Below are 21,975 nucleotides of genomic sequence, written 5' to 3'. Positions count from 1 at the left end.
GAGCTGTGCCGTTCGGGATGGCGCGAGCCAGCGCCCCGCCGTGCTCAGGGGTGCAGCTTGTCGTCCACCAGGTACTTGATCAGCGCCTTGAGGTCATCGAAAGACCTCACCGTGATGGTGCCGTCGTCCGCGAGACCCCACGCCGTGTACCCCTCCCGGCTCGTCTGGTTAAGGCCGTCGTCGTAGTGGCCAACGGAGACGAACTGCACGTCCAAGCGAGGACCTATCGAGGCCGCCTTGATCCTGAGCATCTTCCGCGCTGCGGTTTCTCTGATCAGGTGCTCGCCCTTCGTGTCCACCAGGACGACCCGCTCCTCCGTCCAGACCAGGAAGTCCGGGTAGAAAAAGGAGGTGGGTCCGACGGTGATCAGGGGCAGCTTGTAGCCGCTTCGGACGGGGTTCCGGGCCCAGGTCAGTCCGGTGTCGTCGATGGCGGCTGCGAATGCCTTCTCCTCACCGTTTAGCCCTGAGTACCCGTCGTGCACCGCGTTGTCGTACTTAATCAGCTCATCAGGTCTGCCCATAACGGAGCCGACTGTGAACGGGTTAGATCTACGCTGCACGAGACGGACACCTTTTACGTAGGCCTTCACAACGTCATCGGCCAGCCTGATCACCTGCTTCTGCGCGGCAGAGCCGATACCGATGATGGCGTCCAGTTTCTTGTCCGCGAGGTTGACCACACCGAGAGCCTCTTTAAACTGCCGCTGTATCTCTCGGTGAAAGACCCATCTCGCCGATGCCTCTGCGGAGTGCTGGTACTCCTCCCAGCCCTCCGCCTGGCCGGACTGGCCGACCCTCAGGCGGAGCACACGGCGGCTGCCGGCACCCCTGGTGTTGGTCTGATCCGTACGGTAGTCCGCGAACCCATCCAGCAGCGTGGCGATGTCAGACTGGGCCAGTGAGGAGTCGGAACCAGTTTCGGGGACGGTCACCGTCACCTTGGGCATGTATTCATCGGGCTTAGTAGCACCTGGTTTGGTGACCACGATCCTGATGCCGGATTCGTCGCCACCCAGCTGCTTCTGGACGTCCTCCATGACGTCGTTGAAGACAGAGTTCTTGTCCACCCGAACGTAGAAGTGCGCAGAGTTGAGCCGATCCGAGGGGTAGTGCTTCGCCCCCGGTTGACGGAGCACGCGGCCGATCACTTGTGTGATCTGAACCGTGGACTCCATGGACTTGTCGATATAGGCGAAGTAAACCGAGGGGTCATCCCAGCCCTCTTGCAGCGTCAGGTTGAAGATGACGTGCTGGTAGTCCCCGGAAGTGAACGCCTCGTAGTCCTTGTCCCCACCCTTGAAGAGGACAAAGTCGTCCGGGAGCGGGAACTCCTTATCGGTCTTCAAGTCCGAGTACACCGCCACCTTCACCGGGTCTACACCCATCTGCTCGGTGAGATACCGCCAGATCAAGATGGGCGGGGCCTGGCGCTGCGCGAAGGGTTGCTTCGGGCTGTCGATCTGGTTGGGCGTGTTCGCGACCACGTTGGTGTTGCAGACGTAGATCGCCTTGGGGTGGAGGTCCAGACCCAGAATGGTCGCCTCATCCGTGGCCGACTTCATGTCCGCGAGGAGCTGAGCGACGGTCTCCTCCATCGGGGTGTTGTACCCCTCCAGGAGGACCGTGCTCTTGACCAGACCCTCTTTGACCACGTCCGCCGTCTTCACTTTGGTGATCAGCTCGGACTCGGGGTATCCGGCGGTCTGGATGTATCCGATCTCGGTGCCGATCTTGGTGGGCAGTCGCATCGTCGCGGAGGCGACCAGAAAGCCGTCCGGCTCCAGCTCCATCAGCAGGTCGGTCTGCTGATTGGAGAGGTTCTGGGCCTCGTCGTAGACCACGATCAGCGGACGCCGGTTGCCCTCGGAGTCGAGGCGCTTCCCGAGCGCCTTCCAGACGGACTGCTCCATGTTGTCCACTTCGGACTTGTGGATCAGGAGGGTGGACCCCTCCTTGTCTTTCTGGTTGAACGTCCCCACCGTGGCGAAGTAGACCAGCGGCTGGCTGGCTTCCTCCACGACCTCCGGCTTGTAGTTGGCCAGTGCATCGACGGCCATGCCATCGAGGAGATGGTGGTACTTGCCGCCCGCCGAGAGGTTGGCGTAGGTCTGCTGCACCACGACCTTGCCCTTAGACAGCCACAATATGACTGGCTTGATTGGCATCAGATCCGAGATCTGAGACACGGCCTCAGCGAGGATCACGGTCTTGCCGGCGCCGGTGAGCGCGCCCAGCGACTGGAAGAACGGCGCCACGTGCGGCTTCCGGTTGACCGTCATCCTGGCAGGGGCCTCCAGGTAGTCAGACACCCGCTGCGAAATGGTCGCCGCCGCATCCTCCTGGAACTGGAACAGAGACAGCATCAGTGATCCTCTTCAGTGAATGCCTCGGTGCGGATGTCTAGGCCGAAGTCGGCCAGAATCCGATCCGGGATTTGGTACCAGTGCACCCCGGGGGTCATGAACACGTTGAATCGCGAATATACGTGGTACACCGGCTTGAGGCTGGCCTTCTCCCCTTCGGCGACGCATGCCTCGTACACGTCCTCGTTGAAGTCGGTGTTGCCATCCACACCGCCCCAGACGAGGTAGAACCCTTCGTCCTCGGCGTTCCGGGCGACGAGATACTCGTAGGCAGGGTCGGAGACTCGGATCAGCGACTGGCCCCGTCGTCGGGCGGAGTCGAAGTAGGACGCGACCACCGTGTCCACCATCTCCTCACGCTCCATGGCGAGTAGTGCGGTAGCGTCGACGGTTTTGGTTAGTGAGCGGAACTCGTAGCCGCCACCCAAAGGCACGCCCTTGCGATTCGCCCAGTCGCCGGACACGACGCGCTGCAGCCGATCCGCGGTGAGGGTCTTGGCGTAGGAGTCACCCTTCTCAGGGCGCCCCTGCTCGATCAGGACGAACCGCCGATCGGCGCCGACTGCGTCGTTGAGGGCAAGAACGGCATGGCCGCTGGTCCCAGATCCTGCGAAGGGGTCCAGGACGGTGCCGCTGTCCGGGCACCAGATCTGGATGATCTTCTCGAACAGCCTGAGTGGCTTGACCGTCTTGAAGTTGTGATCCTTGCCCACGATGGCGCTCAGCTCGTTGACCCCGGTCTGGGAGTGCCCCGACTGTTCGTGCTCCCACGACACCGAGCCGAGCATCTCCGGAAACTCGTGCTCATCGCTGGCCCAGAAGGTCATCGGCACGACACCCTTCTTGACGTCCTCGAGGTACCGCTTGTGGGCCGGCCGTCCCTTGCCATCGACCCCGAAGTACACGATGGGCCACGGCCCCGTGTCGAGCACCTTCGCCGCCGCCGCCTTGGCCACATTCAGTTCGTCAGCGAGCACCAGGCCCTTGACGCGGGGCTGGATCTCATCGGCCCGCACTCCCGCCGCCGTAGCACGACGGGCGTCGTCCTCGAGGTCACGCTCCACATAGCGAACGCCCCACTGCTCCAGAATCTTCTTGACCTCGCGGCGAGGGATCCGCCAGCAGTTCCCCTCCGGCGGGTAGTGCATCTCGCCGGTGAACGGCGACTGGATCGCGTACACCATCGGCTGGTTGGTGGGCCCCTTACCCGCCGAGAGATCACCGGACTTCCATGCGCGCTCGTCCCCATCACGGCGCTGGTACCGGGCGTCCATCTCCTCGCTGCGAGGCATCAGCGCAGTCTTTGCCCGCTCCTCGTCCTTGGCGTACACGAGGACGTACTCGGTGGCAGTGGAGACGTGCTCCTTGTCCGAGCGGGGCGAGTACGACTTCTCCCAATTGATGATCGCCAGGCGGTTTGTCTCGCCGAATAGTTCATCGAGCATCTGCCCGAGGTGGAACAGCTCGCGGTGGTCGATGCAGATGGCCAGCACCCCGGTCGGCTTGAGCATCTGCTTCATTAACAGCAGCCGCGGGTACATGAACTTCATCCACTTGGTGTGCTTAGCGGTGTCATCGCTCCGGACTAAATCACCGATGCCGGGGTCGTTGGGGTCTTCGTCCCACTTGTCGTTGTACCGCCAGTCGCCACCGGTGTTGTACGGCGGATCGGTCAAGATCAGGTCGACCTGACCCCGCTCTCGGTACAGCGTGGCGAGAGCTTGGAGGTTGTCGCCCTCGATCAGCAGGCTCTTAGCGCGTTGCTCCGCGGAACCAGCGCCGTACTTGGCGATGGTCCTCTGCACCCGCGGCCGGACCCGTCGCGTGATCCTCCGGGACATCGCCTTGCCAGGGAAAGTTAGCTTGACCCCGGCCTCGGTGGCCTGCGCACGGAGCATCTCGATGAGTTCATCCTTGCTCAGCAGTTCAAGATCATCCAGCGCGTCCACGTATCCCTCTTTCGTTCCACAAGTCGTAGCCGACCCTAGTCGCCCGTGCTCCTCGCATAGTCGATCAACAAGGACCGACAGTGCCCATCCTTCCCGTGCCCGACCGTCGTCGAGACGGTGGGGTCGATTGGTCGGGCGTGATGCCCGCGCCGGGGCGAATGATGGCCGCGGCTCAAGGGTCAGCGCCTGACGGCACCTTCTAGAAGGAGCATCGCGCCCACCTCATCCTCCGCGGCCGCAGAGGTGGGTGTTGTCGCCGCGAGCCGTGCGCACGACGCGATGAGGCGGCTGGATGAGGGTGGATCTCTCGCGTGGTAACCACCTGATCGCAGGCAGGTTTGCTCCTCGCGGAACGGGCGCCGCAGGCCGCTCAGCTCATCGGCGACGTCGCAGCGCCGTGATTGACGCTCTGTTAGCCGCTTCAGGAGGGCGGCTGACGGCCATCCTCCTGAACTTCACACCTTCGGAGGTCGCGGCGCAGCTGGACCAGCGCGCCCGCTCGGCCTTCCTCCTGAGTTGGGTGATTTTCACAGGGCGCGGCAGAGTTGGCTTGCAGGGTCGCTGACCTGCTGTTAACAGGCCACTTGCCCACGGGCCCCGGGTTACTCATCCTGCTGGCTGCACTTGTCACTGCCGTGTGGGAGCCCGGACCGACACCGTCGTGAGTCGTCCGATCCGACGAACCTTGTCGACTGGTCGTGCCGCGAAGATTGCGTGGAACGACCGTCGGAAGCAATACGTCGAGCCCGCAGGTACGAGCCGCCAACGACCCCCCTCCACCTCTGCGGGAGGGGGCCGGTGCCCTTTTTGCGTCCACTGGTCCCTGATCACATCGCCCTAACGGCGCAACGCAAGACATGCAACGAATAGGCGCTAGAGATCGAGCAGCTCGCGGTCCTCGTCTGACAAGACCACGGTCAGCGGAGTAAACCCGGCAGGGGGCTTCGACTGCTCCCTCAGCCCGAGCAGCCGGCAGCGAGCTTCAATGATCGCCCGGACTTCACGCGCCGCTTCCACATCGCCGGCCATCGCCTTATCCCACAGGGCGGCCTGCAGAACGTCCAGCCGTGCCAGCTCGAGCTGCTGGTGGTCGTCGACAGCGTCCTTGCGGTCACGGGCCAGCGCGTCGTGCACGATGTGGTGCACCGTGCCGCGGTTGGCGTAGCCGAGCTCGTCGGCGATCTCCTGGTAGGTGCGGCCCTCGGTCGCGAGCTGGATGGCGCGGGCATGACGGGCAGAGGCGAGGGCCCGATTGCGGTGACGGCCGCTGACAACCGGAAGGGCTGCGAGAACGCTCATGGCAATCATTCTCGCTGTGAGTCTCGTCGTCGTGCAGCAACCCCGCCGGTCACGTCAACCCTCGACGCGTGCCGATCGTCCGGCCATCCTCGGCGCGGCCCGTGGCTCGAAAGTCCCGCACGGCGTGAAAACCGATAACGACAAATCACCCGCTCCTGTGGTGCGACGATCAGTGGACAGGGGGCCAGGGATCTCGAGGCCCGGATATACCGTGTGGAGGATCTCGTGAGCACCAGCCCATACCGACCCGTTCGTGAACCAGAAACGCTGAACGGTTCACCGTTGCCCGAAGCCCTTTCTCCGGTACCTGGCCGAGGTCAAGGAAGAGTCGCGACCTGGGTGGTCGCGGTTCTCCTGCTCGTGAACTTGGGGGTTGTGGGTTACGGTGCCGCGCAGCAGCGTCAGGGCGATGCCAAGGTCACCGAGTTGACAGCGGCTTTGGGTGAGCAGGCCTCACTGATCAAGGATCTGCGCACGGACCTCGGTACCGTGAGCAAACGAGCGGCGGGGGCTGAGGCTGCAGCCAAGGCCGCCAGCAAAGACGCGGGGAATGCAAATGACGCCGCGTCGAAGGCAAACAGTGAGGCCTCCAAGGCGAACGACCAAGCCTCGAAGGCCACTAAGGCGCAGCAGGAGGCAAAGGCAGCCACGCTCGATACCAAGAGCGTCGCCGACAAGGCGACGCCTTCCATCGTCACCGTCCACTGCGGCACGGCCCTCGGGTCAGGGTTCGCCATCAAGGCCGCGTCACCCAGCGGTTACCAGACGGCCATCCTGACCAACGAGCACGTCGTCGACGAGTGCACGTTCGTCGGCGGGCCCGACCCTTACGCCTCGCAGGGGACCACCAAGTTTGCCGCGACGCTAGGCGATTACGACACCTACAACGACCTCGCGATCCTCTACATCAAGCCGAAGCTCTCACCACTTGAGGTCGCCGCATCCGCGACCGTCGGCGACCCCGTCGTTGCTATCGGCTCCCCGTACGGTCTGGAGGGGACTGTCACCACCGGGATCATTTCGCGCATCGAGCGGGACTGGTACCAGACCTCTGCGCTCATCAATCACGGCAACTCAGGCGGACCACTGCTCGATCGGAAGGGCGACATCTTGGGCGTGAACACGATTGACGTCGGGGGCGGGGGCACCGGGCTCGGTGGCTCGATCAGGTTCCGCCTCGTATGCCAAGTCATCGCCAAATCGGCGTGTAGCTGACCTGCTCAGCTACCAGGCAGTCCGGCCGCCCGAGCGCGAGGTCGGACCACAGACTGAGCGCTAGTGCTCCACGGCGGTCACTGCCTGAACGCGGCCTCGTACTTCTTGGCGACAGATGGCTTCAGCTTCCCCGTGACGCGCAGCAGGACTGGCCCGTTCTGCGTGTGATACTCCTCCCCCAGCGCCCCGTTAGCGCCCTTCAGGATCGCGAGGATGTACTGGGAGCGCTGCGTGGCCGACGCCTCGTCCGGCCAGACCTCGACAGATGCGCCGCACTCAGCTCCGAGCTGGGAACAGGACACGCCCTTGTCGTACAAGGTTGCGGCCGACACGTACCCGCCCGGACGGCCGACCTTGTTGTTCGGATCGTTGTCCTCCGTAATGGTGACGACCTTGGTCACGGACGGCACCGCCGCCTTCACCCGGGCAGCCACCGCCGACGCGTCACGCGCGGCTGACATGGTCGCGGTCGTCGTCGTGGCCGACGGAGGCGAGCTCACGGTGGCCGACGTCGCCACCGACGGGCGCGGGACCGATGGCGAAGCGGCTGCCGGCGCGGCTGTCTGGTCAGCCGCGGTGCCGCAACCAGTCACCGCCAAGGACACCAGAAATAGAGGTACAGCTGCCCGCGCCAGGTTCGTCATGGCGCTCAACGTACCCGCCAAGGGGACAAATGAGCGCAAGTGCCTCGTCTGGGCCCACGGCGGAACTCCGGAAGGTGACGAAGGTCCCGCCAACGTCCAAGGGCCCAAGCCCCGACACGGATGTCGGATGCAGATGCCCAGCCATAACGTGAACAACAGAAGACACCTCCGCCAGTGGTGTTCTCTGTTGTTTCCTTGTGGCTCGTTGTTTCCTTGTGGCTCCGAAGACCCGACCCAGACCGATAGCCGACACTAGCTCGCAGGGGAAGCCCTGGGCCCGAGCGGCGCGGTGCCCGGATGAGCTCTGTTTGGGACGGCACAACAGGAAGCCTCAGTGACGATGCTGATCTCACTACCGTCTCCCCGTCCGTGGAGAACCACCGAAGTTGACGCCGCTCAGCCCTCCGCGCTCCATGTAAGACCGCACCGCTCGCATTGCCGGTCGTACCCCGGGTGCATGCACCCGACCCACTCCACCCAGGACGGCGTCGCGGTCAAGGCATCTGCCGCTGCGGGGAGCCCGATCACAAGATGCCGGACATGGCTGCTCCCGCAGGCCGGGCAAGCGCCCCGAGGAAGGTCATAGGGCGAAGCGTCGTCGGCGTCGCTTCCACTGGTGGGAATCATGATCATGCCCGATTCTCTGTCTAGGCGGTGGCACTGCGCAGCGCTTCGGTGACCAGACCGGGAGGCAGGCGCCGGTCAACCGATTCGGGTGAGCAGCTCGGCCGAGAGCCACTGCTGCACGAGGACGCGGTCGGCCTCGACGACGTAGGCGACGAGGGCGAACCATGCGCCGTCGCGCTGCTGCCACTCGAGCACCATGCCGGGGTGAGGCCCAGGCGCATCCGAACCACCTCGAACCCAGCAGTGGCGGCGGCTGGGTGGCACGGGAGGGATCGGGTGCTCGTGTCCCCGTCCTGAACCACCTGCCACGTCACCAGTGTGGCGCATACTCGAACGCGTGTTCGACAGTGGCTTCTCCTGCATGACACGGGGCTGGTAGCCGCGGTCCGGGGCATTTGCTACAAATCCCATGCCGCGGGGGGAGATGCGCGACAAGATCGGGTATCAGCTCGTTGAACAGGGGAACCACCGTGATCATTGGCCTCATCTGCCTTCTTCTCGCCCTGGGCGCCTTCGCATCAGGCAGTCCCGCAGTCGGGGTCGTTCTCCTGGTGGTCGGTCTCGCTGGTATTGCTTGGAACCGCCTGGGCAAGACACCGCCGGAGGCGCAGGTCCGCGACGGCGCGGCTTCGCCATCGGCCGGACAGCTCCACGACGCCACGCCGGCGCCTGCGCCGGGGCAGGCCTCGGCCCCACGGCCATCGTCGAAGAAGAACTACCGGAGTCCGGCGCCGACCGGCCGCGCGGTGGAGTCGTGGGCACCGAGCTCGGTCTACACAGCCGTCGTTGGCGAGGCGTATCGGGATGACGAGATCAGGTCGCTGTTCAAGAAGCGCGGGATGCGCATCCCTCAAGAGGGGCGGGAGATCGACGATGCCACCGCACATCTGGAGCCCGACCCGACCAACCCCGACGACCCACAGGCCGTGTCGGTGTGGGTCGAGGGTTGCATGGTCGGCTTCCTCGCCCGGGAGACCGCCAGTGAGTACCACGGGCCGCTCTCCGAGCTTGCTGAGGAGGAGACCCACCTGGCAGTCCCGGCGCGGGTGTGGGCCATGCCGCGGCACGGGGGCGGGCTGAACTCCAACGTCGTGGTCTGGCTCCCGCCGGCTCGTGGGGTTCAGTCCTTCAGCGCGTTTCCGGATGAGCCGTACCACGTACTCCCGCGCGGCAAGTCGGTGCAGGCGACCCGCGAGGAATACCACATGGAGGTGCTTACTCGGTACGTCAGCGACCACGAGCGCTACTTGGCGGTCACTCTCCACCTAGCACAGGAGGCGAGGACGCAGCGTTCGACGCCCTACGAGGCCGTTGAGGTCCGACTGATGGGCGAGCGGGTTGGCGTGCTGACGAAGGCCATGTCGGCGCAGATGCGAGATCTCGTTGCTCAGGTCGCCGCTCGAGGCAGGATGCCTGTCTGCCGGGCCACGCTCCGGGGGTCGCCGCTCCGAGCGGAGGTCACCCTGCAGGTCGCTAGGTCTACCGACGTGACCCGGGACTGGCTCGAGGACGTCCCGCTCGCCCTGCCTCACGCCTGACGGTCCGGGAGACCTCAACATGAAGGTCGACGCGCCGGCATGGTCTCCGGCGAATGAGCGCTGGTCCCTCTCGATCACCAGGGACGGGCTTCTCGTGCGGGACGACCAGGGCGAGGTTCTCATCCCGGCCGAGCAGGCGAGCCACATCCGAGTGAGCCGGCAGCGATGGCGGTGGTGGCGGGCTGACGTGACCGTTCAGGACCACGAGGGGTCCGACCGTGACGTCCTTCGCGGGCTGCCTTGGTCACAGGCACGGACCCTTCGTCGTGCGCTGCGCCAAGCCGGGGCGCGGGCCCAACTCGCCGCCACTGCCGCATGGTCCGCTGAACTCGATGCGGTCCTCGCCAGCGCGACGCATGCCCTCCGGTGGGTGACCACTGAGCAGGTAGACGACCTGGTGGCGAGCCGCCCAGAGCCGCCCGTTGGATTGACGCAGGAGCTCGGGCCCCTGACGCCCGCGGAGGAGCACGCCCTCGGCACCACGGGGGCCGACGTCAGAAGAAGAGCCGCGGCCGACAACGAGGCGATCGCTGCCCGAACCGTCCAGGAATACAAGTCCTTCTTCGATACCATCGAGACCAGCCCGCTCACCGCGGAGCAGGCCCGAGCCGTCTACACGTACGACAACAGGGTCCACGTCATCGCCGCCGCCGGCTCGGGCAAGACGTCCGTCATGGTGGGGCGTGCCGCGTACGCCGTGCACCGCGGCCTCACCACCCCAGACCGGATCCTGCTGCTGGCATTCAACAAGGCCGCAGCCGCCGAGATGAAGGAGCGCATTCGCGCCCGCTTCAGAGCGGCCGGCATCCCTTCATCCGGGGTGCACGCCACCACGTTCCACGCCTTCGGGCTCGAGGTCATCAGTCACTCGACCGGCACCCGGCCCTCGGTCGCGCCGTGGGTCGCCGAGGGCCACGACGCCGAGATGCTCGCCGACATCGTCGCCGAGCTGCGCCGCTCCGACGCGGCCTTCGCCGTGGCGTGGGACAGCTTCCGGCTGCTCCACTCGCGTCTGCCGGATGACCCGGACGCGGAGCCGGAACCCGATGCGTGGGATCCGAAGCGTCACCTGGCCGGGTTCGCCACCTTCGGCGGGCACGTGGTTCGCAGCCACGGCGAGCGGATGCTGGCCGACTGGCTGTACCTGCACCATGTCCCGTTCGAGTACGAGCGGCCCTACACGCACCGCACCGCCACGGATCGCCGACGTCAGTACCACCCGGACTTCTACTACCCGAGCATCGACGTGTGGCACGAGCACTGGGGCATCGACGCCGACGGGAACCCGCCGGCGCACTGGCACGGCTACGTCCAGGACATGGCCTGGAAGCGCGACCTGCACCGCCGGCACGGCACGAAGCTGCTCGAAACTACATGGGCCGGTGTCATGAACGGGACCGACCTTCCGCGCCTGGAGGACGAACTGCGCCGCGCCGGGGTGCATCTGCGCTGGGACCCGACCCGCGCCGACTCCCATCGGGCGCTCCCGGAGGAACAGCTGATCCGACTGGTCCGGACCTTCATGACGCACGTGAAGTCGAACTCGCTCACCGCCGAGCAGGTCCAAGGCAGGGTTTCAGGCCGGCTGCGCAACGCCCACCGGGCCCACCTGTTCCTTGATCTGTACTGGCAGATCCACCACGAGTGGCAGCGCCGGCTGGCGGCCGGTGGCTACGTCGACTTCGAGGACATGCTCGTGCAGGCCGCGGAGCACCTCGAGGCCGGCGCCTGGAGAAGCCCCTACGACCTCGTCATGGTCGATGAGTTCCAGGATGCGAGCCAGGCCCGGGCCCGGCTCACCCGGGCCCTCGTGGACGGCCGTGGCCGACACCTGCTTGCGGTCGGCGACGACTGGCAGTCGATCAACCGGTTCGCCGGCGCCGACGTCAGCCTCATCACTGGCTTCCACGACTACTTCGGCCCCGGGCCCGACCTGCAGCTGAGCACAACGTTCCGGTGCCACCAGTCGATCGCAGACGCTGCCAGTGGGTTCATCATGAAGAACCCGGCCCAGTTGGCGAAGACGGTCACCTCGGAGCACACGGCGCCAGCCCGCCCCGAGGCGCTCGAGGGCATCCACCTTCGACAGGTCGCCACGAGCGCTGACACGCAGGCTGCGGTCGGTGACGTCCTGGCCCAACTGGAGAGGGACGTCGCCGCCGGGGCAGTTCGGGGGCGCGGCTCCGAGATGGTGAGCGTCGACGTCCTCGGTCGGTACGGCTTCGACCGCAAGCACGTCCCGACTCGCCCCTACCGCAACCTGCGCGTCACGTTCCGCACCGTGCACGCCGCCAAGGGCCTCGAGGCCGACTACGTCATCGTGCCGAACCTGACTTCCGGCACCTACGGGTTCCCTTCGACCATCACCGATGACCCTGTGCTCGCATTGGCGATGACCGACCCCGACCCGCACCCGCACGCAGAAGAACGTCGACTGCTCTACGTGGCACTCACCAGAGCTCGACGTGGGGTCGTGCTCGTCTTCCCGGACGCGACTCCATCCCGTTTCGTCGCGGAACTACTGCGCGACGGGACGGTGACGGTCGCGGGCGGCGTCGGCCCGCCACCGGTTGTGTGCCCCTCGTGTGGCACCGGAGTCCTGCGACAGCGGCAGGGTAGGTACGGGAGGTTCTGGGGGTGCAGCACCTTTCCCCGCTGCTTGCACACCACCAATAGGTCGCCGACGTAGCCGAGCAAGGAGTCTCAGACCTGTCTCTGCCCTCCCCCCGGCTCGAGACGCTCGCCCGAAGTGGGGCATCGCTCGCGATACGAGCCACGTGTGTCACGTCGCTTCGCGCTCTCCCTCGCCGGGAACGATGAACGAGACGAGCGCGTGGACGGCATGGTCGTCCAATTGAGTGCGATTCCGGTCGTAGCGCATCGTCGTGCGTGGCTCGCTGTGCCGGGCCAGATCCATCACCTTCCTGAGCGACGCCCCCGCCTCCAGGGCGTTGGTAATGGCGCTGTGGCGCAAGACGTGAGAGCTGATCCGGTGCTCGATGCCTGCCCGTCGTCCCATCGTGGCCACGATCGTGTTCAAGCCGGAGCGGCCCAAGGGCAGGCCATCCAGGCGAAGCAGGATGTGACCGTCGGTTCGCTCGCCCACCGCGGCGTCCAGAGCGCGGAGCACTGGCACGGGTAGCGGCATCTGGGCGGGCAGACTCGCCTTCCCGATGAAGTCGAGGACCCGATGCCCGCGCACCGTCTGCTGGTAATCGCCCACTTGCAGGGAGCAGGCTTCGCTGGCGCGCAGGGCCATGCAGCCGAGGAGGAAGGCGGCCGCGTAGTAGCGCCCGCCCATGGAGGCCCCCGCGGTAAGGAAGGCCGTAAGCTGAGCCCGCTCGAGCCCCAAGGTATCGCTGGGGCGGTAGTAGTACCGGGGGCGCCGGGCGTGGACGGCAGGATCCCGGTCCATGGCCCCCTCGTGATACCCGAAGCGGTAGAACCCGCGGACCGGGGTCAGGGCCGTGGCCACGCTCGACGGGCGCAGGCCGAGCTCGATGTGGAGGTGGTGGACGTAGCGCTCGACGTCCGCTCGTGTGACAGTCAAGGGCTCGTACGTCTGGAGAACGCACCAGTCGAGGTACCGGTCGAGGTAGTAGGTGTAGAGGGCGCGGGTGCCGCCGACGTAGGGCAGCAGGTACTCGTCGCGAATCACTTGGACATCTGTGTTGAGGGTCATCTACCTCATGGAACTCCGCCACGCACGCTTCTTGCCAGAGTGCCGGCAGTCGCGGGGGACGGACGGGCAAGGGGCCTCTCGCTTGACCCGCTCGAGGTTGCATCCCTTGCTTTGGGGCCTGAGCAGCCAGCTGGATGGCACTGGCGTGCCGGGCAGCAGCCAGGGCCCGGTTCCGCCGCCGACCGCTGACCAAGGGTCCAGTACTGGGGCGACGCTCACGGAAATCATTATGGGCGCGCTCCTCCCCAAATTCACGAACGCGCAGCCTCAGTCGCACGTCGCCTGAGTTAGCCGAGGTTTTCCAAATCGTGTCCAGCTCTGTGCGCGAGGACCAGGGCAGCGCTTTCGGCGAGTAGCCGGCCGGCCTTCTTACTCAAGTCCAGAGGCTCAGGATCGCTGTCGGCGACCCGCAGCGCGGCCGCCATTGACACGTCAAGGCTCACCTCTCCCCCGAAAAGCAGGTGCCTTCTCAAAGCGCCGTTCACTCGCAGGCTCGTCTGTTGTCGCGGTCCGGGGTTGCGGTAGTTGGAGCCGAGCCGACGGCGCAGGTTGTCTGTCTCCCCAATGTAGTAGCGCTCCACTTCGCGGCCTGCACCGGTGAAAACCAGCCGGTACAGCCCCGGAGTCATCGGCAGAGGACGGGGGAACTCGAGCTTGCCGACAGAGTCCAAATGCAGGACGCCGAGCCGCTGCCAGACAAAACTCACTGCCACCACCACGTCACGTGCCTGGCCGAAGAACTGCACGGCACCGACGACGGCCGAACCAGAAGATGCCGTGGCCGGGAGCGTGCCGCCCGAGGTGACCGCGGCCCTGCCCTGGCTAGCGATGGCGGAATGGCTCTCCATGAGCTCGATGGTTGGGTCCGCGACGTCCGGCGTTGTACCGGGCGCCTGGGTCGCGGCTGCCCAGTTGTCGGCGCGCGAGCCCCCGACGCGGCCGCGACCGAAGCGGACTCGGCGTGCCGCCATCTGTACGGTTTCGACATGCCAACCAGCGTCGCGCCAGGCCAAGGCGTGACCATGGGAGTTGTTCGCCCACCATGTGCGGTGGATCCGTGCCGACGTCGGCAAGCCACCAACCAGTCGGTCAACTCGCTCAAATGTCAGGTCCACCGTCGCCTGGGCCGCCGGCAACTGCGCCAAGTAGTCGGCCAGAGGTAGATACTTGCCTGCCATTGATCCCACCCCTTCTGGCGGACCGCACTGGCTCCTAAGCCGAGCCTACGGCGACTACGCCGCACAGGCGGCTGTGGCCAACGCCATGTGTCGAGCCGGCAGCCAACCTCTTCCTCGAAGCCCCAACTGGCGGCGTTGCTCGGCGGTGCTTGCGGCTGACCTTGCTACCCGGTCAGCCGCAAGTAGCGGACGGCTAACTGCTCCTTGTCAGGAGCTGGAAACGCTCTGCGAGCGGTCCGGCTCCTGGTCGATGCGGCGGTGCAGAACGTCAATCTTTTCGGCCATCGATGTCAACCCGTTGGCGAACACGAGGAATCCGATCAGTGCCATGACGGCGCCGACGAGGACGAATACGACAGGCGCGGACGAATTACTTGAGTAGCCGTACGTGGGCTGCATGGAGATTGGCAGAGCTATGCCGAAGGCGAGGCTGCCAATGAACCAGAGGAAGATGCCCCATCCCATCTGACGGGAAGTTGACGTGCGAGCAAGGCGGGTGGTTTCCACAGTTCTCCTTGGGGTGGGACGGGATGACAATGAGGGCCAACATAACGCCGCACACACATTCCTATGAGCAACTTGTGCGGGACGCCGTCGTTCTTGACGAGCACGCGGCGGCCTGCGCGGCCCGGAGGGCGACGGCTCGGGTGTCCGGACCGGAATCGGCGCGTTCGACGTCCTCCGGGACTTCAGTGAGGCGCGGAAACTCAGCCCTGCCCACCTCGGGACGCCGTGCACGGTTCGAGTTGGCGCCAGTTGCAAGCCGATCGACAGCCCGAGTCCTTTACTACCGGCGCGACCCGGGTGTGCACTTAGTTGCCAGCACCAAGCGGAGCGCCGCTCTTGAGGGGCGGTCAAGCCCGTGCGTGCTCGATTCTCCGGAGGACGTTCTCGAGCCGATTGATTGCGATCTCGCTGTTGGCCCGACCGCGTTCCATGTCCGCCTCGATCTGGGCCATCGCCGCCACCAATCGGTCCGTGCGCGATCGCACAGTGTCCACCTTCGCGGATCCCCAGCGCTGGCGAGCCGCTTCGATGGCGCAGGCCCAGCACCACCGCCGCGAGCTCCTGCGGGTAAACGAGGTGCTTGTCATGCACCTAGAGTACGAAGGTAGAGCGGATCCAGCCACGAGCCACGCCGCACTCGCCGCACTCGCCGAAACCTATTCTCTCGCAACGTAATTGGATGGTAGAATGGGTACCACGAGGCATTGGGACAACCACGTCCAACAAAGGACTGGAGAAACCCCTCGCACGAGTTCACGAAGGGCCTGTCACATCAGTGGCGGGCCCTTTTGCATGCCCGGACTCGCCGGGCCCCATCGAAAGGAAGACCATGACCGCACCACCTGTCACCCTGCGCACCCCCGCCGATCTGCTCGCCGTCATCCCCCACCTGCTCGGCTTCGAGCCGCGGCAGTCCATCGTCGTCGTGGCCATGCGCGACAACAAGATCGGCCTGACCCAGCGGATGGACCTCCCCGATGCCGAACGCGTCCAGGAGCTCGGACGCGCCCTCGTCGCCCACGTCCTCAGAGATCGCGCCAACGCTGCCCTGCTCGTCGGCTACGAAGAGTCCGACGGCGAGAGCCTGCCCCTCGTCGAGACGGTCAACGAACGACTGCAGCGGAGTGACGTGTCGGTCCGGGACCGGATCGTCGTCCGCGACGGTCGGTGGCGCTCCCTCGACTGCGACCGCCCGTCCTGCTGCCCACCCGAAGGCAACCCGCTACCGTCCCCAGCCCAGGCCGCGTCCGTAGTCGCCGAGTTCATCGGCGTGGGCAGCGCTCCGCTACCCGACCGGCAGACACTCGCAGCCCAGCTCGAACCTGGCCCGGCCGCTTATGTGGTCGCCGAGCTGCTGCGTCGCGGACAGGAGGCAATGTCGACCATGACTGACGCGGAGGCGCGTGATCGGCTCGCTGACGTCTGGGCCCGGGTCCTCACCATCGGGGATGCTCCGATCACAGCGACGGACGCAGCCGTCGCCCTGCAGTCCCTGACCGACGTCAGCACCCGGGACGGCATCACTTCGCTACTCATCCCGAACAGCCTCGGCCTCGACGTGCTGCCTGAGGGCATCCAGTCGCTGATCCGACGCATCCACACCGTCCGTGGCACCCACGAAGATCACGACGCGGACCCGACGGCAGGGGCCATGAAGGCCCGGCTGATCGACCTGTGCCAGCAGGCTACCGACGAGCATGCAGCACCCGTGACAACCCTGCTGGCCACTTACTCCTGGTGGCACGGCGACGGAGCCCTCGCCCGGGTCGCGATTGAACGGGCGCTGGCGTGCGATCCCAGATACCGACTGGCCCGGCTGTTGTGCCTGATGCTCGACGAGGGCATCCGACCCGAACCTTCCTGACACCTCACCACCCGAAGAACCAGGCCTGCCGCCCGATGCGGCAGGCCTTTCTCATGCCCGAACGCAGCACGCGGCCGGGTTTCAACCAGAAGGAGACCCACCATGTCCACAGCCACACCCATCGACCGGGGCCTCTACGCCGTCCCGGCCCCACCACAGCAGAAACGGTTCGCGCTCCTGCTCCGCCTCCGACGGGCCGCCCGACAAGCTTTTGACACCCTCCTCGCCCTACCCCGCGGCGCTGCCGGCTGGGTCTTGCGACAGGCCCGCACAGTCCTGACGGCAGTCGGTGGCAACCCGGTCCTTCAGCGTCTTGGCGCACGGCTCGCGAGCCTCAGCGACCTCCTCAGGTCCGTCGGCCCCCTCACAGCCGCGGCAGCTGTCCTCAGCATCCCTGCCGTTTGGAACGCGATGCTTCGAGGGGGACGGTTCCTCGGGTCGAAGATCGCCGCCGGCGCCGGCACCCTGTGGCAGCAGACCACCTCGCTGCTCGGGAAGCTCGGGCCGACCGGCATCCGTGTCGCTTCCGGCCTCGCCAACGCTGGCACGGTGGTCCGCCGAGTGTTCGCCGCATTCGTCACCCACCCGGTCACCCAGTATGTGGCCCGCGGGGTGGCTGCCCTCGCTGGCCTGGTTCGTCCGGTCAGCCAGACCACCGTCCTGCACCGGCTCCTCGGCCGGCTCGTCGGGTCCGCCTGGCTGCGCTGGGGTCTCGAGGTGATCCTTCTGCCGCTGGTCCTGCTTCCGGGCATGCTCGCGGATCTCACCGGCGGACTGCGCGCTACGCCAGCGTCCTCGACGAGGGCCACGTCACAGCATGCGGACCGTTCGGCGCCCTTCGCCCCCGACCTTCACACGCCCATGGACGAGAACGCCGTCCCATCAGAACCCCCAATCAAGTCGGACAACTGGGGCGACACCTCTGGTCCACGCAACCGGGCCGAACGCCGCGCTGCACAGCAGGCCCAGACCCACGCCAAGCGCACCCGCGCCCGGCATTGACCGAACACCCTTGGGAGGAGGTTCGCCGCGCTACGGCGGGCCTCCTCCCCTGTGCCAGAGGAGAACCCATGCTCATCGTCCTGTCCGTGGCCGCCGCGGCGGCCCTGGTCGTCGTCGCCTATAGCAGGCTCCGAGAACACGAACCCGAGACCGCGACAGCAGGTCTGCGAGCCGTGCGCGACCTCGCGGACGTCGTCATCGTCTGCGTCAAAGCCGTGGAGGGCGTCGTAGACGTGCTTTCACGTCCCGCGCGCCTCAAAGACGGAACGCGGGACCGCCACTGGTCCTACGGTTCCGAAGAGGGCAGCGACTACGACCTTGAGGACGAACCGCTGTGAACGCCACGCGTCCTCACCTCGAGGTGTCCAGCGGGGTAGACCCCAAGGAGACACCACGGGCCCACTGCGCAGCGCGTCGGACTGGGGTCCCTTTCGATGTTGCTGGACACATTCGAGCGGTGGTCTAGAGATGCCTGGACAGGTCCTCGCCTACGTCCGTGTCTCCACCGTCGACCAGCACCCCGACCGGCAGGTCGCCGCCATCCGCGATGCGCTTGGGGGCGAGCCGGACCGGTGGTTCACCGATCACGCGTCCGGGGCAAGCACCGACAGGGCCGCCCTGACCGCCATGCGGCAGCACGCCCGGGACGAGGACACGCTCGTCGTCTCCTCGATGGACCGCCTCGCGCGCAGCGTCGTGGACCTGGACCGGCTCGTCACCCAGCTCACCAGCGAGGGCGTCACCGTGCGCTTCCTCAAGGAAGGCTTGATCTTCCAGCCGATGACGCGCGCCGATCCGCTGGCAGTGTTTCAGCTCCAGGTCATGGGCGCGTTCGCTCAGCTCGAGCGGGCGCTCATCCGTGACCGGCAACGGGAAGGCATCGAGGCGGCCAAGGCGCGCGGTGCCTACCGAGGCCGCCGGCGCAGCCTCACGCCCCAGCAGGTGGACTCCGCAGTGGCCGACATCGAGGCCGGCGTGCCGAAGGCTGCTGTCGCTCGCCGGCTTGGTGTCGCGCGACAGACGCTCTACACCGCCCTACGCCCTGGTCCTTCCTCGTCCACGGGGGCGTGAGACTACGGCCCGTTCCACGAACCACCATGACCGGAACCCACTCTCGCACTCGCGGCGAAAGGGCCACGCGGTCCCTTTCTTAGCCTGAAGGGGCTTCAACGACATCGGCAAGGGCGAGTCCGCGCGGTGGCCGAGACAGCTTGGCAAGCGCGCCATCCTTTGGTGTCAGCGCTTGGGTGAGACGGGCCTATCGTCGGCGTCACTCGACTGGATCTGGAATCGACCGCATGGCGGTGAAGGTCAGATCAACGTCCCGCGCCTGGCGACCTTCGGCGGTGGACCGGACTCACGAGCGAACTTTCGTTGGGTGGGACATTGACAACGCTGTCCGGGCACCGTCCCCTACCGTAGTAGTGGATTGCGTGGCCCCTTCAGGCTGCCTAGAGATCGCCCACAGACGCGCTTGAAAATCGATCGTGGGCACGCCAGCGGCCACCGACTCGCCCCGAGTCAGCGGCAGCAAGGTCACTCGGTTCGAGCTCAGCCGCCGGACCCGTCGAGAGGCCCGTCAATGGCGACAACGTCGACCTCGAGACCCGCTTCCTGCTCATCGCCACGCTCGCGAGGTTCATGCCCGCGACTCCGTCAACGTTGCCGGGGCACTGCTGAAGCTCAGGTGCAAGGCTGCCACTCCGTGACAACGTCCAAGGTGTGGCTGAGCCGCCAGTAAGGATGTCGCGTTGGTGGCGACGTCCAAGGCCTGTCGTCACTTCGCGGTCACAGCGCCTGCGGCGCGATGAACTTTGTCGCGGCTCGCGCGGGCGCCAGGATCGTGGCCTGACCCAATAGTTCATGTTTCAGCAGTGAGAGCGATTTTAAGGTGCCATCCTCCTTCCATGCGTCGCCGAATAGTCGCCCTCCTGGTCGTCCTCTGCGCTGTGACGATGGCTGGCTTAGCTCAGGGAGAGTTGCCCCTAGCGGTTGCTTCGGTGGGACCTCGACAACTGGCCGCCAGGTCAGACGCTTGTCAAGACGTGCTATTTGTAGGCGCCCGAGGGTCTGGCCAACCGTTCGATGCTTCAACTCGGTTCATGGGTCAGCAAGTCTCCGGCGCACTGACCGAATACGCGAACCGTGTCACTGCGCGTCGCGTCGGCTACTGGCCAATCGCCTATCCAGCTCAGCCGGTGTCCAAATTGCTCACTGACCCGAAATCATACTTCCAGGGTTTGGACCAGGGCGTTACATCGACACTCAGCCTGCTAAAGGCTCGGACCGCAATCTGCCCTCGGGAGAGGTATGTCTTATCTGGCTACTCTCAAGGCGCGATGGTAATGCATCGGGTGCTGTCGCGCCTCCCCGGAGCTGGCATTAGTTGGCGAAAGCTCGATGGAGCGATACTAATCGCGGATGGTGACAGGCAAAGGAATCGTACCGAAGTGAGCCTAGGGACCGCCGTGAGCCCAGCCGGGCGGGGAATAACCTGGCGCCTGTATTCAGTTTCGCAAGCCATTACGGCGCAAGACGCTTTTACGTCACTTCTTCCGAGCGATTGGGCAGCTCGAACTTATTCCATTTGCGACCTTGGAGACTCCGTTTGTGACGCCGATTATGCATTGGCCACTCTCGCTAGGACAAAGGCGGGCTTTGCAGTTCACACTTCGCACTACCTCAGATCTGGCGCTATCCAGACTGCGGCTATTGGGACGGCGAGACGCACTATGGCTATAGCGGCGGTCCCCGCAATGGCGATATCGCCGAGCGCGCTCGCAAGCGCCATTTGGGGCAAGCCTTACGCTCTCCAACTTGCCGGTCTACATGGCGTCTCACCCTACCGATTCTCCCGCACCAACGCAGGCGCTTGGCCTGCGGAGCTCTCAATCTCGGCGAGCGGCCTGATCTCAGGTCTTCCAATGTCTTCTGGCGCCTATTCATTGGGCGTGTCGATGACTGACGCGAAGGGTCAATCCATCACGCGAAGCTTCAAACTGCAGGTCGGAGCGCCAGTCGGCCTTGGACCTGAGCGCGGGCACATCAGTGCTGAGTTCGACCAGACATGTGTCATCAGGGATGCCGACGGCGTATCATGCTGGGGCCCTGGCACGACGGTCCTGCCTTTGGGCGGATTTGGATCGTCAAGCATCCCAGTTCCCGTTCCGGGACTGCAGGGCGCCACGTCCGTGTCCGCTGGTCCGGACGCCGCTTGCGCCGTCGCCAACTCTTCTTTGTACTGCTGGGGAAGCATTCCACTTGATCAACCGGAGGGCTACACGAGGGTCGACACGGCGTCTCCCGTGGTCTTCAGCGTTGGGGCACCCGTTATAGGATCCAGCGCTGGCTTCCTTCATTCATGCGCTACGACCACGGAACAAGCCGCTACCTGTTGGGGAAGGAACACCGAGGGTCAAGTGGGGCCATCGGTGGAAAGGTTTGGGTTGCAGCGACCCAGCATCGTGCCCGGGATATCGGATGCGATACAGGTTGCTGCCGGTGGCCATTACACATGCGCTCTGAGGGCTTCAAGGAAAGTTTCTTGCTGGGGCAACAATGGAGCCTGGGGCTTGGGCGACGGAACGACGAACGCAAGCCGTACCCCTGTTGATGTCAGCGGCGTCACAGATGCCATCCAAATCAGTACAGGGAGTGCGACCACCTGCGTAGTGACCGTAAGAGCCACGGTACAATGCTGGGGCGACAATTCCTATGGCCAACTGGGAATCGGCGACAACGCGCCACCGGTAGCACTAAGTGCGGTGCCAGTACCGAACTTGTCAGGCGTGACACAGGTCTCGGTCGGCTCGTTTCATGCCTGCGCACGTATCGTCGATGCAACGGTGAAATGTTGGGGATACGGTCCTTTCGTGGGTCTTGAGCAGCCTGTCAGGGCCTACGCCCCCATAGCCATCCCGACTCTTACAAGGGTAGATGAAGTTGCCGCTGGCCAGTTTCACACTTGCGCCCTGCTTCTAGACGACTCGGTGAAGTGCTGGGGATCGAATGAGTCGGGGCAACTTGGCAACGGGTCCACCGTCGCTGCCGTGCTCCCCCAGGCGGTCGCCTTCCCTTAACGACGGCCACGGATGCCGCCACGAC

Annotated in this window: 16 protein-coding genes; 8 read left to right on the top strand and 8 right to left on the bottom strand. The window is 65.5% G+C overall.

Annotation, left to right across the window (positions count from 1 at the left end):
• Nucleotides 1–44 precede the first annotated feature (44 nt).
• The 3 genes from ACSSS0_RS18155 to ACSSS0_RS18145 form a co-directional block, all read right to left on the bottom strand.
• Nucleotides 45–2,366, bottom strand: a complete 2,322-nt coding sequence (locus ACSSS0_RS18155; RefSeq protein WP_487229097.1) for a DEAD/DEAH box helicase — start codon at nucleotides 2,364–2,366, stop codon at nucleotides 45–47.
• Complete coding sequence (locus ACSSS0_RS18150; protein ID WP_487229096.1) at nucleotides 2,366–4,315, bottom strand: site-specific DNA-methyltransferase; 1,950 nt, start codon at nucleotides 4,313–4,315, stop codon at nucleotides 2,366–2,368. The genes ACSSS0_RS18155 and ACSSS0_RS18150 overlap by 1 nt, the downstream gene beginning before the upstream one ends.
• 873 nt (nucleotides 4,316–5,188) lie before the next feature.
• Nucleotides 5,189–5,614 (bottom strand): hypothetical protein, encoded by a 426-nt coding sequence (locus ACSSS0_RS18145; protein ID WP_487229095.1) that lies wholly within the window; start codon nucleotides 5,612–5,614, stop codon nucleotides 5,189–5,191.
• A gap of 225 nt (nucleotides 5,615–5,839) precedes the next feature.
• On the opposite strand from ACSSS0_RS18145, the gene ACSSS0_RS18140 reads away from it, so the two are divergent.
• Nucleotides 5,840–6,829, top strand: a complete 990-nt coding sequence (locus ACSSS0_RS18140) for a S1C family serine protease (protein ID WP_487229094.1) — start codon at nucleotides 5,840–5,842, stop codon at nucleotides 6,827–6,829.
• Between the two features lie 77 nt (nucleotides 6,830–6,906).
• Here ACSSS0_RS18140 and ACSSS0_RS18135 read toward each other — a convergent pair whose 3' ends face one another.
• Together ACSSS0_RS18135 and ACSSS0_RS18130 are read right to left on the bottom strand one after the other, a co-directional pair.
• Nucleotides 6,907–7,473 (bottom strand): hypothetical protein, encoded by a 567-nt coding sequence (locus tag ACSSS0_RS18135; protein WP_487229093.1) that lies wholly within the window; start codon nucleotides 7,471–7,473, stop codon nucleotides 6,907–6,909.
• Between the two features lie 702 nt (nucleotides 7,474–8,175).
• Nucleotides 8,176–8,298 (bottom strand): hypothetical protein, encoded by a 123-nt coding sequence (locus ACSSS0_RS18130; RefSeq protein ID WP_487229092.1) that lies wholly within the window; start codon nucleotides 8,296–8,298, stop codon nucleotides 8,176–8,178.
• Between the two features lie 272 nt (nucleotides 8,299–8,570).
• On the opposite strand from ACSSS0_RS18130, the gene ACSSS0_RS18125 reads away from it, so the two are divergent.
• Both ACSSS0_RS18125 and ACSSS0_RS18120 read left to right on the top strand, forming a co-directional pair.
• Nucleotides 8,571–9,638 carry a hypothetical protein gene (locus tag ACSSS0_RS18125; RefSeq protein WP_487229091.1) on the top strand — a complete coding sequence of 356 codons (1,068 nt, stop codon included), beginning with the start codon at nucleotides 8,571–8,573 and terminating at the stop codon, nucleotides 9,636–9,638.
• A gap of 397 nt (nucleotides 9,639–10,035) precedes the next feature.
• Nucleotides 10,036–12,327, top strand: a complete 2,292-nt coding sequence (locus ACSSS0_RS18120) for a UvrD-helicase domain-containing protein (protein ID WP_487229090.1) — start codon at nucleotides 10,036–10,038, stop codon at nucleotides 12,325–12,327.
• A gap of 93 nt (nucleotides 12,328–12,420) precedes the next feature.
• Here the strand turns inward: ACSSS0_RS18120 and ACSSS0_RS18115 are convergent, their stop codons facing one another.
• From ACSSS0_RS18115 to ACSSS0_RS18105, 3 genes are all read right to left on the bottom strand, one after another.
• Nucleotides 12,421–13,320, bottom strand: coding sequence for a tyrosine-type recombinase/integrase (locus ACSSS0_RS18115; protein WP_487229089.1), 900 nt, complete (start codon nucleotides 13,318–13,320; stop codon nucleotides 12,421–12,423).
• Between the two features lie 287 nt (nucleotides 13,321–13,607).
• On the bottom strand, nucleotides 13,608–14,498 hold the full coding sequence (locus ACSSS0_RS18110; protein ID WP_487229088.1) for a DUF7662 domain-containing protein: 891 nt from the start codon (nucleotides 14,496–14,498) through the stop codon (nucleotides 13,608–13,610).
• 207 nt (nucleotides 14,499–14,705) lie between these two features.
• Nucleotides 14,706–15,005 carry a hypothetical protein gene (locus ACSSS0_RS18105; protein ID WP_487229087.1) on the bottom strand — a complete coding sequence of 100 codons (300 nt, stop codon included), beginning with the start codon at nucleotides 15,003–15,005 and terminating at the stop codon, nucleotides 14,706–14,708.
• A 679-nt stretch (nucleotides 15,006–15,684) separates the two neighbouring features.
• Here ACSSS0_RS18105 and ACSSS0_RS18100 point away from each other — a divergent pair.
• The 5 genes from ACSSS0_RS18100 to ACSSS0_RS18080 all read left to right on the top strand — a co-directional run bounded on the left by ACSSS0_RS18100 (nucleotide 15,685) and on the right by ACSSS0_RS18080 (nucleotide 21,950).
• The gene (locus ACSSS0_RS18100) at nucleotides 15,685–16,869 is read left to right on the top strand and encodes a DUF4192 domain-containing protein (protein ID WP_487229086.1); all 1,185 of its coding nucleotides are present in this window, start codon (nucleotides 15,685–15,687) and stop codon (nucleotides 16,867–16,869) included.
• A gap of 102 nt (nucleotides 16,870–16,971) precedes the next feature.
• The gene (locus ACSSS0_RS18095; RefSeq protein WP_487229085.1) at nucleotides 16,972–17,871 is read left to right on the top strand and encodes a hypothetical protein; all 900 of its coding nucleotides are present in this window, start codon (nucleotides 16,972–16,974) and stop codon (nucleotides 17,869–17,871) included.
• Between the two features lie 68 nt (nucleotides 17,872–17,939).
• Entirely contained in the window at nucleotides 17,940–18,209 is a 270-nt protein-coding gene (locus tag ACSSS0_RS18090; protein ID WP_487229084.1) for a hypothetical protein, read from the top strand.
• Between the two features lie 130 nt (nucleotides 18,210–18,339).
• Complete coding sequence (locus ACSSS0_RS18085; protein ID WP_487229083.1) at nucleotides 18,340–18,942, top strand: recombinase family protein; 603 nt, start codon at nucleotides 18,340–18,342, stop codon at nucleotides 18,940–18,942.
• An 836-nt stretch (nucleotides 18,943–19,778) separates the two neighbouring features.
• A complete protein-coding gene (locus tag ACSSS0_RS18080; protein WP_487229082.1) occupies nucleotides 19,779–21,950 on the top strand; it encodes a cutinase family protein in 2,172 nt (723 codons plus the stop codon).
• Nucleotides 21,951–21,975 lie beyond the last annotated feature (25 nt).

The organism is Terrabacter sp. R4-6, from assembly GCF_057529065.1.
This window is presented reverse-complemented; position numbering and strand designations above follow the sequence as displayed.